The sequence below is a fragment of the Streptomyces sp. H27-C3 genome (genome assembly GCF_030063415.1).
In the GTDB taxonomy this organism is placed as follows: Bacteria; Actinomycetota; Actinomycetes; order Streptomycetales; family Streptomycetaceae; genus Streptomyces.
On record NZ_JASITA010000003.1, the window covers coordinates 213,590 to 226,547 of the forward strand.

Here is a 12,958-nt window from a genome sequence, read left to right on the forward strand (position 1 = left end):
GAAGACATAGTCTCTGCAACGTTGTTTTTACCTTCAAGTGGTGGGCGGTCTGACGTTGTACGCCACTTGAACTGCTTGCCCCCCCACGTCAGGCAACGCGGCCAGGCCCCAGGAGTTCATGTGACCAGCACAGCGCAACCACCGGCTTCCGGAGCCCGTAACGCCCACCCGGACCACCTCGGGCACATCATCTTCATCACGGCGGCAGCCGCGATGGGCGGCTTCCTGTTCGGATACGACAGCTCGGTGATCAACGGCGCGGTCGAAGGCATCCGCGGCAAGTACGACGTCGGATCCGCCACCCTCGCCCAGGTCATCGCCATCGCCCTGATCGGCTGCGCCATCGGCGCGGCCGCCGCGGGCCGGATCGCCGACCGTATCGGCCGCATCTACGTGATGCGGATCGCCGCCGCGCTGTTCACGATCAGCGCGGTGGGCTCCGCGCTGCCGTTCGCCCTCTGGGACCTCGCCATCTGGCGGGTGCTCGGCGGCATCGCCATCGGCATGGCCTCGGTCATCGGCCCCGCCTATATCGCGGAGGTCGCCCCGCCCGCGTACCGCGGCCGTCTCGGCTCCTTCCAGCAGGGCGCGATCGTCCTCGGCATCGCCGTCTCGCAGCTCGTCAACTGGGCCATCCTCAACTGGGCCGACGGCGACCAGCGCGGCAAGGTGCTCGGCATCGAGGCCTGGCAGGTCATGCTCGGCGTGATGGTCGTCCCGGCCGTCATCTACGGCATGCTCTCCTTCGCGATCCCCGAGTCCCCGCGCTTCCTGATCTCCGTGGGCAAGACCGGCCGGGCCAGGGCGATCCTGGCCGACGTCGAGGGCAAGAACGTCGACCTCGACGCCCGCGTCGCCGAGATCGAGCACGCGATGCACAGCGAGCACAAGTCCACCTTCAAGGACCTGCTCGGCAGCCGCTTCGGATTCCTGCCGATCGTCTGGGTGGGTATCGGCCTGTCGGTCTTCCAGCAGCTCGTCGGTATCAACGTCGCCTTCTACTACTCCGCGACGCTGTGGCAGTCGGTGGGCATCGACCCGAGCGAATCGTTCTTCTACTCGTTCACCACATCGATCATCAACATCATCGGCACCGTGATCGCGATGCTGTTCGTCGACCGGATCGGCCGCAGGCCACTCGCGCTCATCGGCTCGACCGGTATGGCGATCGCCCTCGCCTTCGAGGCCTGGGCCTTCTCCGCCGACCTGGTCGACGGCAAGTTGCCGCACACCCAGGGCATCGTCGCGCTGATCGCGGCCCACACCTTCGTGCTCTTCTTCGCCCTCTCGTGGGGCGTGGTGGTCTGGGTCTTCCTCGGCGAGATGTTCCCCAACCGGCTGCGCGCCGCCGCGCTGGGTGTCGCCGCGTCCGCGCAGTGGATCGCCAACTGGGCCATCACGGCGAGCTTCCCGAGCCTGGCCGACTGGAACCTCTCCGGGACGTACGTCATCTACACGTTCTTCGCGGTGCTCTCGATCCCCTTCGTGCTCAAATTCGTGAAGGAGACCAAGGGCAAAACGCTGGAGGAAATGGGCTGACGCGCCCTCGCCCAGTTCTGTCGCGTACTGCCCCGGCTCAGCTCTTGAGCCGGGGCAGTACGTCTTCACAGAGCAGATGCAGGCTGCGCCAGCCCTCGTCGACCGGCATGCCCCCGCACAGCGGATGCAGGACCAGGCTCGCCGTGTCGCCGCCGCCCTCCGCCAGCGCCACACACGCGTCGGGCGTGAGCACCCGGTACACGCCCTCGTCGCGCAGCTCGTCGACGGTCGTGGCGGTGGACCGCACCGCGGATCGGATGCCCTTCGACTGCCAGGAGGCGTACGTCCGCGCCTCGTGCAGGAAGTGCTCGCCGTACTGGGCCCAGGTGTGGTCCGGGTCCCGCGAGATGTGCAGCAGCGCGGTCTCGGCCGCGGGCATCATGCAGAAACCCTCGGTCCGGTACTCCGCGCGCCGCGCCTGGTAGTACGCCTCAAGCTCAGGCAGATGCGCGCTCGGGAAGAACGGCAGCCCAAGACGGGCGGCCCGCCGGGCCGCGGCCTCGGAGCTGCCGCCGACCAGCAGCATCGGGTGGGGCTGGGTGAACGGACGCGGGGTGACGCGGACCGTGCGGTCGCGGTACGTGAAGGGCTCGCCGGTCCACGCCTTCAGCAGCGTCTCAAGGAGCTCGTCCTGGAGCCTGCCGCGCCGGTTCCACGGGACGCCGTGGGCCTCGTACTCCTCGGGCCGGTAACCGATCCCCGCGACCGTGACCAGCCGGCCGCCGCTGAGCAGATCGAGTACGGCGATGTCCTCGGCCAGCCGCAAAGGGTCGTACAGCGGGCCGATGACCGCGGAGACGGTGACGCCGATGCGGCGGGTGGCGCCGAAGACCGCGCCCGCGAAGGTGAAGGGGGAGGGGAGCCAGCCGTTGGTCGCGCCGTGGTGCTCCTCGGTCTGGACAGTGGGGATGCCGCGGTCGTCTGCGTACGCGGCCATCTCCAGCGCGGCGCGATAGCGGGCGGAGGGTCTCCGGGGTCGCGTGGGGGTCGACGAGATTGAACCTGACCACTGTGACGGTCATGGCGGACGTCCCCCTTCGCCGGGTGGTGGGTGGCGAAGGAGGAGGTTAGCTGACGATGCGTCAGATAGACAGGGTCGCGGCGGGCTCCGGCTCGGTGCGGGCCGCGGGGTCGCTCGTCACGGTCGAGTCCTTGGGCCTCGGCAGCAGCGCGTACAGCAGCCCCGACACCACGATCGTCGCCGCCCAGCCCAGGCCGTTGCGCCCGATCCAGGAGCCGGCCAGCGGGCCGGTGAACCAGTCGACCTTGGTGAACAGGAGGCCCACCAGCAGGGCGACACCCCACGAGGCCATCGCGGACCAGGCGAAGCCGCCGCGGTACCAGTAGGCGCTGGTGCGCGTCGTGTTCATCAGGGCGTCGCCGTCGTAGGTGCGGCGGCGCAGCATGTCCACGCCGAAGACGCCGATCCACGCCGAGAACGCCACCGCGAGCAGCGTCAGGAAGGAGATGAAGGAACCGAAGAAGCTGGTCGCGACCACCATCAGCAGGAAACCGAAGATCAGGCTGATGATCGCGTTCACGCTGACCGCCCAGGCGCGCGGCACCTTGATGCCGAGCGTCTGCGCGGTGAAGCCGGCCGAGTACATCGACATCGAGTTGATCAGCAGCATGCCGACCAGGGCGATCAGCAGATACGGAACGGCGATCCAGGTCGGCAGCAGCTCACCGATGAAGGAGACCGGGTCGGAGGCCGACGCCAGGTCCGGCGTGCTGACGGCCATCACCGCGCCCATCAGCACCATCGGCAGGACGACGACGCCTGCACCACCGATCGTGGTGCCGACCAGCGCCTTGCCGGACGCCTTGCGCGGCAGGTAGCGGGTGAAGTCGGGGCCCGAGGGGACCCAGCTGATGCCGCCGGCCGCGATGGTGCCGATGCCCGCGATCATCATCGCGGTGGACCCGGCCGGCTTGGCGAAGACGGCGGACCAGTCGGTGTCGGCGATCAGATAGGCCAGTACGAGCACGCTGAAGGCGCCGAAGAGGTACGTCGACCAGGTGCTGCACCGGCGCAGGGCGTTGATGCCCAGACCCGACACAACGAACGTGCAGCCGACGAAGAGCAGCAGCGTCACCACGATCAGCGCGGTGTTGCTCTGGATGCCGAAGAGCAGATCGAGCACGGTCAGCACGGCGTACGCGCCGGTCACCGCGTTGATCGTCTCCCAGCCCCAGCGGGCGACCCAGATGAGCGAGCCGGGGAAGAGATTGCCTCGCTGGCCGAAGACGGCGCGCGAGAGGGCCATGCCGGGGGAGCCGCCGCGCTTGCCCGCGATGGAGATCAGGCCGACCAGACCGTACGACAGGACGGGCGCCGCGAAGGCGACGGCCAGCACCTGCCAGATGTTCAGGCCGTTGGAGACGACCAGGCCCGCACCCATGGTGAGAAGGAGCACGCTGATATTGGCGGCGACCCAGGTGGGAAAGAGTTCACGGACACGGCCCGAGCGTTCGGCGTCGGGAACGGGTTCGAGACCGCGGGTCTCTATCGCGCTCCCGGACTCGGGGGCGGTCGCTTCAGGCATGGGGGAACTCCGTGCAGAGGTGGGGGGAACCAACAGCATCCTACGGTCACACCGACCTACGGTCACACCAAAAGGTCTAAATTGCCCCTAGCTTCCTGGTGTGATCCTCCAAGGAGGTTGGCCGGATGCGGGGGTGACTGATACTGGGAGGGTTATGGAAATCGTCATTCTTGTTGTTCTCATCGCCCTGGTCGCGGTCGGCGCGATCAGCGGGCTCGTGGTCGGCAGCCGCAGGAAGAAGCAGCTGCCGCCCGCATCGCCGCCGAGCGCCCCGACCATCACAGCTCCGCCCGCCGAGCCGCAGGTTGGCGAGGACGCGGCACCACCGCGCGACGAGGCGCGCCGGACCGTCGAGGAGGTGGACCTCCCCGACGCCGAGACGGCCCTGGGGGAGCCCGCCGCCGTCGAGGATCCGGTCGTCGCACCGCCCGTCGCGCCCGAGATCGAGGTCCCCGAGCCCACCGCGGGCCGCCTGGTGCGGCTGCGCGCCCGGCTCGCCCGCTCGCAGAACTCGCTCGGCAAGGGTCTGCTCACCCTCCTCTCCCGTGAGCACCTCGACGACGACACCTGGGAGGAGATCGAGGACACGCTGATTACCGCGGACGTCGGAGTCGCCCCCACCCAGGAGCTGGTCGAGCGGCTGCGCGAGCGCGTCCGGGTGCTCGGCACCCGTTCGCCCGAGGAGCTGCGCACGCTTCTGCGCGAGGAACTGCTCCGCCTCCTCGACACCGAGATGGACCGCACGGTCAGGACCGAAGGCGGCGAGGAGACCCCCGGCGTCGTCATGGTCGTCGGCGTCAACGGCACCGGCAAGACCACCACCACCGGCAAGCTCGCCCGCGTCCTGGTGGCCGACGGCCGCAGCGTGGTGCTGGGCGCGGCGGACACTTTCCGCGCCGCCGCCGCCGATCAGCTCCAGACCTGGGGCGAGCGGGTCGGCGCGCGCACGGTGCGCGGCCCCGAGGGCGGCGACCCCGCGTCGGTCGCCTTCGACGCGGTGAAGGAAGGTATCGCCGAGGGCGCGGACGTCGTGCTCATCGACACCGCCGGGCGGCTGCACACCAAGACCGGGCTCATGGACGAGCTCGGCAAGGTCAAGCGCGTCGTGGAGAAGCACGGCCCGCTGGACGAGGTGCTGCTCGTGCTCGACGCGACGACCGGGCAGAACGGTCTGGTCCAGGCGCGGGTGTTCGCCGAGGTCGTGGAGATCACCGGCATTGTGCTCACCAAGCTGGACGGGACGGCCAAGGGCGGCATCGTGATCGCGGTCCAACGCGAGCTGGGCGTGCCGGTGAAGCTGGTCGGCCTGGGCGAGGGCGCCGACGATCTCGCGCCGTTCGAGCCAGAGGCGTTCGTCGACGCGCTGATCGGCGACTGACCCGCGCGAGCGACCCCGTACGAGCCCCTGGGTGCGAGGGATTGAGTACGAGGGATTACGTACGTGGGGCTTACGTGCGGGCGAAGAAGGGCCCCACCGCATGGTGCAGATGCGGTGGGGCACTTCGGTTTCATGGGTCCCTCAGGGCAGCAGCCGGTGGCAGATGTACGCGAGGGTGCCGAGCAGCAGCCGGGCCTGCGGCGGCGCCTCCGCCGTGTCCAGGGCCGGCGGGCGCAGCCAGCGGACCGGTCCCAGGCCGCCGAGGTCGGAGGGCGGCGCCGTGATGTGATCGCCGGCGCCCAGACCGTGCAGGTCGAGGTCCGCGTCGTCCCAGCCCATCCGGTAGAGCAGCTGCGGAAGCTCGGCGGTCGCCCCCGGGGCCACGAAGAAGTGCGCCCGGCCGTCCGGGGTGGTGGCCACCGGGCCGAACGGCAGCCCCATCCGCTCCAGCCGTACGAGCGCCCGGCGCCCCGCGGTCTCGGCCACGTCGATGACATCGAAGGTGCGGCCCACCGGCAGCAGTACCGCCGCGCCGGGAAACTGTGACCAGGCCTTGGTGACCTCGTCGAGGGTGGCGCCCGCGGGCACTTCGGGCGCGAACTCCAGCGGATGGGCGCCCGGTGACCCGCACCCGGCATCCTCGCACGAACACTCCCGGGTCCCGCTGCCCCCGGCCGAGGTCCCGGCCCTGGCACCCGGCCGCACGGCCCAGCCCCACAGTCCGGTGTACTCGGCCACCGTTGTGCACTCTGATGCGCGGCCGCGGCGCCGTGAGGCGGACCTGATCTCGCGGATGCCACCGATCGTGAAGCCCATGCCCCCTCCAACGGGTGAAAAGCGCCGGTGGTTACGATCCGGAGTGGCCCGGTGACGGTGTGTCCCGCCCGTAGGGGTCGGGCGGCGCACTGTGTCCATGGGGGTGGTGCGGACCGGCCCGCGCGCCCCGGCGCGCTTCGCTCCACCGACTCCTGATCGTCGTATGTCAAGTGAATCGCGCCTGGCGGCGGGGGAGTTCATTCGAAGGGGTGGCGAATGGTGGCGTTTCAGGGATCGCCCTCGCCGGAGGGGTGATCGTAGGATTACTTTCAGTACACGAACCTCGGAACGAGTGCGCATCTGGGTATGCCGGAGGCAACCCGTTTTCCTGTTCGAGGGGGCGCATCCTCCGGACAGGAGGCCACAACTCGCGGCATTCTGTTAAGGGTTCGTGCAAAAGAGGATTCAGCGGGATGGGGGCTTCCAGTGAGCGGCAGCGGCAGCGGCGCAGGCGGTTTGAACGCTGAAAAGCGCCCGAACGAGCAGCTGGGCTCGTGGTTCGCACGCAGCGGCTGGTCCAAGGGAGAGCTGGCACGCCAAGTCAACCGCAGAGCGCGACAGATGGGCGCCCATCACATCAGCACGGACACCTCACGGGTCCGCCGCTGGCTGGACGGTGAGCAGCCGCGCGAGCCGATCCCGCGCATCCTCTCCGAGCTCTTCTCCGAGCGCTTCGGCAGCGTCGTCGCCGTGGAGGAAATCGGACTGCGCTCCGCCCACCAGTCGCCGTCGGTGTCCGGCGTCGACCTGCCCTGGGCCGGCCCGCAGACGGTCGCGCTGCTCAGCGAGTTCTCGCGCAGCGACCTGATGCTCGCCCGGCGCGGCTTCCTCGGGACCTCGCTTGCGCTGTCCGCCGGTCCCGCGCTCATCGAGCCCATGCAGCGCTGGCTGGTGCCCTCTCCGCCCGGCGAGCCAGGACACCCGGAGCCGGCTGCCGCGTCACGGCGGCCCTCACGGCTCTCGGGTCCCGAGCTGGACCTGCTGGAGTCCACGACCATGATGTTCCGCCAGTGGGACGCCCAGTGCGGAGGCGGACTGCGCCGCAAGGCCGTCGTCGGACAGCTCCACGAAGTGACCGACCTGCTCCAGGAGTCACAGCCCGCTGTCACCTCCAAGCGGCTCTTCCGGTGCGCGGCGGAGCTGGCGGAGCTGGCCGGCTGGATGAGTTACGACGTGGGGCTCCAGCCCACCGCGCAGAAGTATTTCGTCCTCGCCCTGCACGCCGCCAAGGAGGCGGGCGACAAGCCGCTCGGCTCGTACGTCCTGTCCAGCATGAGCCGCCAGATGATCCACCTCGGCCGCCCCGACGACGCCCTGGAACTGGTCCACCTCGCGCAGTACGGCAGCAGGGACTGCGCCACCCCCAGGACCCAGGCCATGCTGTATGCGATGGAGGCCCGCGCGTACGCGAACATGGGCCAGCCCAGCAAGTGCAAGCGGGCCGTCAGGATGGCCGAGAACACCTTCGAGGACTCCGGCCTGGACGGCGAGCCGGAGCCCGACTGGATCCGCTTCTTCTCCGAGGCCGAGCTCAACGGGGAAAACGCGCACTCCTACCGCGACCTGGCCTATGTGGCCGGTCGCAGCCCCACCTACGCCTCACTGTCCGAGCCGGTGATGCAGCGCGCCGTGGACCTCTTCGGCAAGGACTCGGAGCACCAGCGGTCGTACGCACTCAACCTCATCGGCATGGCCACCGTGCATCTGCTCAAGAAGGAGCCCGAGCAGTCCGTGGTGCTGTCGGGGCAGGCGCTGCGCGTCGCCAGGAGCGTGCGCTCGGAGCGGGTCAACAACCGCCTCCGCAAGACGGTCGACACGGCCGCCAGAGACTTCGGCGACGTCGCCGAGGTCCTCGATCTGACCGACCAGCTCGCCGCCCAGCTGCCCGAAGCGGCCGAAGCGGTCTGAGCGGGCGGCTCACCCACGCCGGCCGCGACAGTCACCCCGTACAGCCCGACTCGGCTCCTCCACGCCAGGTCAGCGGGTGCCTGTCGCGGCCGGTTCCCGATGTGCCCGGGCGCGGGCCGCTCCGATGAGGGCAGAGGGTATCCGCGTTACTCGCACGCGACCCGGGAGTTCATTCGTACGTAACACGTGGGACCTCTTCGTCACTGTGGCGAAACATCGTGCGGCACTGACCGAAACGGCGCTGGGCCAACCTCAGGGCGCATAACCGGCCCACCCCTTTCTTGCCGTACAAGCCAACAGGCTCCGCCCCCGCACGGGCCGCACCGACGACGAGGAGACGCCGATGCCTCCAGGCATCACGACGCTTGCCGCAGACGCCCCAGAGCTGTCTGCCGCCAATACCGGCTTCATGCTCATCTGTTCCGCCATGGTGATGCTCATGACGCCTGGCCTGGCCTTCTTCTACGGAGGCATGGTCCGCGTCAAGTCGACGCTGAACATGCTGATGATGAGCTTCATCAGCCTCGGGATCGTCACGATCCTGTGGGTGCTCTACGGGTTCAGCCTCGCCTTCGGCGCCGATATCGGATCCGTCATCGGCTGGTCCTCCGACTACGTCGGCCTGGGCGGCATCGGAGTCACCGAACTCTGGGGCGGCTACACCATCCCGGTCTATGTCTTCGCCGTGTTCCAGCTGATGTTCGCGGTGCTCACCCCCGCTCTCATCAGCGGTGCGCTGGCCGACCGGGTGAAGTTCACCGCCTGGGCCCTGTTCATCGCCCTGTGGGTCACCGTCGTCTACTTCCCGGTCGCGCACTGGGTGTGGGCCGAGGGCGGCTGGCTCTTCGACCTGGGCGTCATCGACTTCGCGGGCGGCACCGCCGTCCACATCAACGCGGGCGCGGCCGCACTCGGCGTGATCCTCGTCATCGGCAAGCGCGTCGGGTTCAAGAAGGACCCGATGCGCCCGCACAGCCTTCCGCTGGTCATGCTCGGCGCCGGTCTGCTGTGGTTCGGCTGGTTCGGCTTCAACGCCGGCTCCTGGCTGGGCAACGACGACGGCGTCGGCGCGGTGATGTTCGTCAACACCCAGGTCGCCACCGCAGCGGCGATGCTCGCCTGGCTCGCGTACGAGAAGCTCCGCCACGGCTCCTTCACCACCCTCGGCGCCGCCTCCGGCGCGGTCGCGGGCCTCGTCGCCATCACCCCGTCCGGCGGCTCCGTCAGCCCGCTCGGTGCCATCGCGGTCGGCGCCATCGCCGGTGTGCTGTGCGCCATGGCCGTCGGCCTGAAGTACAAGCTCGGATACGACGACTCCCTGGACGTCGTCGGCGTCCACCTCGTCGGCGGTGTCGTGGGCTCGCTCCTCGTCGGCTTCTTCGCCACCGGCGGTGTGCAGTCCGACGCCAAGGGCCTCTTCTACGGCGGCGGGCTCGAACAGCTCGGCAAGCAGGCCGTCGGAGTCTTCGCGGTCCTGGCCTACTCTCTGATCGTCTCCGCTGTCCTCGCGTTCGCCATCGACAAGACGATGGGCATGCGTGTCGACGAGGACGTCGAGGTCGCGGGCATCGACCAGGTCGAGCACGCCGAGACGGGCTACGACTTCAGCGGAGCCGGCGGCGGCTCGGCCTCCCGAACGGCCGTCCACGCCCCGGGCCGGACCGACACGGCCGGAGCCGGGCCGAAGACCAAGAAGGTGGACGCATGAAACTCATCACCGCAGTCGTCAAGCCGCACCGGCTCGACGAGATCAAGGAGGCACTCCAGGCCTTCGGCGTCCAGGGGCTGACGGTCACCGAGGCCAGCGGGTACGGCCGCCAGCGCGGCCACACCGAGGTCTACCGCGGCGCCGAGTACACCGTCGACCTCGTACCGAAGATCCGCATCGAGGTGCTGGTCGAGGACAGTGACGCCGAACAGCTCATCGACGTGGTGGTGAAAGCCGCCCGCACGGGCAAGATCGGCGACGGCAAGGTGTGGAGCGTCCCCGTCGAGACGGCGGTCCGGGTGCGGACCGGCGAACGCGGCCCGGACGCCCTCTAGGAGTGTCCTGAAGATCTTGAGATCACGCCCGTATTACACCAGTTCGACGGGATTGACATTTACTGGCAATCCGGGGTGATCCGGGTGGCCGGAGCAAGATCTCCATCGGCCTTCTAGGACCCTCTGAGGATCTCCTCGGGCCTTCACTCGTTGGGCCTCCGGAGAACCTCGTGGAACGAAAGCGTGAACGGGAGCTGCTGGGTGACGAGCGTTGAAGTGAGCACCGGAACAGAAGACTCGGGACCCAGCGGCTACGCGGCGGCCCGGCTGACCGACGAGTGGCTGGAAGCGCTGTTCAGCACAGCCGCACGGTCGGCCGGCGTACGGGGCGCCGCCCTGGTCGCCGTCGGCGGCTACGGCCGCGGCGAGCTCTCGCCGCGCAGCGACCTCGACCTGCTGCTCCTGCACGACGGCAACGCCGAGAAGGGCGCCATCGCCGCACTCGCGGACCGCGTCTGGTACCCCGTGTGGGACCTGGGCCTGGACCTCGACCATTCCGTACGGACACCCGCTGAGGCCCGCAAGACGGCGGGTGAGGACCTCAAGGTGCAGCTCGGGCTGCTCGACGCCCGTCATGTGGCCGGCGACCTGGGGCTCACCGCCGGGATGCGCACCGCGGTACTCGCCGACTGGCGCAACCTCGCGCCCAAACGCCTGCCCGAACTCCACGAGCTGTGCCAGGAGCGCGCCGCGCGCCAGGGCGAACTGCAATACCTCCTGGAGCCCGACCTCAAGGAGGCGCGCGGCGGACTGCGGGACGCCACCGTGCTGCGCGCCGTCGCGGCCTCCTGGCTCGCCGACGCCCCGCGCGAAGGCCTCGACGGGGCGCGCCGCAGGCTCCTCGACGTACGCGACGCACTGCACCTGACGACCGGCCGCGCCACCGACCGCCTCGCCCTCCAGGAACAGGACCAGGTCGCCGCCGAACTCGGCCTGCTCGACGCCGACACCCTGCTGCGGGAGGTGTACGAGTCGGCCCGCACCATCTCGTACGCCAGCGACGTCACCTGGCGCGAAGTGAACCGGGTGCTGCGCGCCCGCTCCGTGCGCCCCCGGCTGCGCGCCATGCTCGGCAGCAGGCCAGCCAATGAGCGCACCCCCCTCGCGGAGGGCGTGGTCGAGCAGGAGGGCGAGGTGGTGCTCGCCCGCACCGCGCGCCCCGAACGCGACCCCGTGCTCCCCCTGCGGGCAGCCGCAGCCGCGGCCCAGTCGGAGCTGCCGATGTCCATGCACGCCGTACGGCGCATGGCCGCCACCACACGCCCCCTGCCCGTGCCGTGGCCCGCCGAGGCGCGCCAGGAACTCATCACGCTGCTCGGCGCCGGGCAGGCGACCATTGGGGTGTGGGAGGCGCTGGAGGCGGAAGGGCTGATCACCCGGCTGCTGCCGGACTGGGAGCGGGTGCGCTGCCGCCCGCAGCGCAACGCCGTACACACCTGGACCGTCGACCGGCACCTGGTGGAGACCGCTGTGCAGGCCTCCTCACTGACCCGCCGGGTCGGCCGCCCCGACCTGCTGCTGATCGCCGCCCTCCTGCACGACATCGGCAAGGGCTGGCCGGGGGACCATTCGGTCGCCGGCGAGATCATCGCCCGCGACGTGGCCACCCGGATCGGCTTCACCAGCCAGGACGTCGATGTGATCGCCACGCTCGTACGTCACCACCTTCTCCTCGTCGAGACCGCCACCCGCCGCGACCTGGACGACCCGGCCACCGTCCGGGCCGTCGCCGACGCCGTCGGCTCGACGGGCACCCTGGAACTGCTGCACGCCCTCACGGAGGCCGACGCGCTGGCCACCGGGCCCGCCGCCTGGAGCACCTGGCGCGGCTCCCTCGTCACCGACCTGGCCAAGCGGGTCGCCGCCGTGCTGGTCGGCGAGGCGCCCGCCGCCCCCGAGCAGTCCACCGCCCTCAGCGCCGAACAGGAGCGCCTCGCCATCGAGGCCTTCCGTACCGGCGGCCCGGTCCTGTCGCTGCACGCCCAGACGGAGGAGCCCGCCGCTGACGAGGGCGGCGCGCCGGAGCCGCTCGGCGTCGAGCTGCTGATCGCCGTACCCGACCAGCCCGGGGTGCTCCCGGCCGTGGCCGGCGTCCTCGCGATGCACCGGCTGACCGTACGCACGGCGGAGTTGCGGGCCGCCGAGCTGCCCGACCCGGTGGCCGCCGACGGCGAAGCCCCCTCGGGGGTGCTGCTGCTCGACTGGCGGGTCGCGGCCGAGTACGGCTCGCTGCCGCAGGCGACCCGGCTGCGGGCCGATCTCGTACGGGCCCTGGACGGCTCGCTGGACATTCCGGCGCGGCTCGCGGAGCGCGAGAAGGCGTACGCGAAGAACCCGCGCCGCCGCGGTTCCCACGCTCCGCCGCCGCGCGTGACGGTGGCGTCGGCGGGCTCACAGGTCGCGACGGTGATCGAGGTGCGCGCGCAGGACGCCCCGGGTCTGCTCTACCGCATCGGGCACGCGCTGGAGGCCGCTTCGGTGCTGGTGCGCAGCGCGCATGTGTCCACACTGGGCGCGAACGCGGTCGACGCGTTCTACGTGACGACCCCGCAGGGGGGCCCCCTGCCGGGTGCTGTGGCCGCGGAGTTGGCCCGGGTGATGGAGGACAGCCTCCGCTAGTGATGCGGCAGGTGACGTTTGCCCGTCAAGGAGCGGCGTCCGGTGCGTGCTCTCGGCGTGCCGGCCGGAAGTCCTCGTACTGGACGTACTTGGGCTTTCGGCCACCCCG

8 protein-coding genes and 1 pseudogene are annotated in these 12,958 nt (G+C 70.2%); 6 read left to right on the forward strand and 3 right to left on the reverse strand.

Going from position 1 to position 12,958, the window contains the following annotated elements:
* Positions 1–120: 120 nt before the first annotated feature.
* A complete protein-coding gene (locus QMK30_RS04305) occupies positions 121–1,539 on the forward strand; it encodes a sugar porter family MFS transporter (RefSeq protein ID WP_283515780.1) in 1,419 nt (472 codons plus the stop codon).
* A gap of 37 nt (positions 1,540–1,576) precedes the next feature.
* On the opposite strand, the pseudogene QMK30_RS04310 reads toward QMK30_RS04305, so the two are convergent.
* Positions 1,577–2,561 (reverse strand): annotated as a pseudogene (locus QMK30_RS04310) (LLM class flavin-dependent oxidoreductase).
* Between the two features lie 60 nt (positions 2,562–2,621).
* Positions 2,622–4,085, reverse strand: a complete 1,464-nt coding sequence (locus QMK30_RS04315) for a cytosine permease (protein ID WP_283515781.1) — start codon at positions 4,083–4,085, stop codon at positions 2,622–2,624.
* A gap of 154 nt (positions 4,086–4,239) precedes the next feature.
* Here QMK30_RS04315 and ftsY point away from each other — a divergent pair, with 154 nt between their 5' ends.
* Positions 4,240–5,463 carry a signal recognition particle-docking protein FtsY gene (ftsY, locus tag QMK30_RS04320; protein ID WP_283515782.1) on the forward strand — a complete coding sequence of 408 codons (1,224 nt, stop codon included), beginning with the start codon at positions 4,240–4,242 and terminating at the stop codon, positions 5,461–5,463.
* A 141-nt stretch (positions 5,464–5,604) separates the two neighbouring features.
* On the opposite strand, the gene QMK30_RS04325 is transcribed toward ftsY, so the two are convergent.
* Positions 5,605–6,279: a bifunctional DNA primase/polymerase gene (locus tag QMK30_RS04325; protein ID WP_283515783.1), complete on the reverse strand. Its 675-nt coding sequence runs from the start codon at positions 6,277–6,279 to the stop codon at positions 5,605–5,607.
* Between the two features lie 426 nt (positions 6,280–6,705).
* Here QMK30_RS04325 and nsdA point away from each other — a divergent pair, with 426 nt between their 5' ends.
* The 4 genes from nsdA (at position 6,706) to QMK30_RS04345 (ending at position 12,849) form a co-directional block, all read left to right on the forward strand.
* Positions 6,706–8,187, forward strand: coding sequence for a transcriptional repressor NsdA (nsdA, locus tag QMK30_RS04330; RefSeq protein ID WP_283515784.1), 1,482 nt, complete (start codon positions 6,706–6,708; stop codon positions 8,185–8,187).
* Between the two features lie 343 nt (positions 8,188–8,530).
* Positions 8,531–9,895, forward strand: coding sequence for an ammonium transporter (locus tag QMK30_RS04335; protein WP_283515785.1), 1,365 nt, complete (start codon positions 8,531–8,533; stop codon positions 9,893–9,895).
* Positions 9,892–10,230, forward strand: coding sequence for a P-II family nitrogen regulator (locus QMK30_RS04340; protein WP_274562355.1), 339 nt, complete (start codon positions 9,892–9,894; stop codon positions 10,228–10,230). Before QMK30_RS04335 ends, QMK30_RS04340 begins: the two co-directional genes overlap by 4 nt.
* A gap of 201 nt (positions 10,231–10,431) precedes the next feature.
* Positions 10,432–12,849: a [protein-PII] uridylyltransferase gene (locus QMK30_RS04345; protein ID WP_283515786.1), complete on the forward strand. Its 2,418-nt coding sequence runs from the start codon at positions 10,432–10,434 to the stop codon at positions 12,847–12,849.
* The last annotated feature ends 109 nt before the right edge of the window (positions 12,850–12,958 follow it).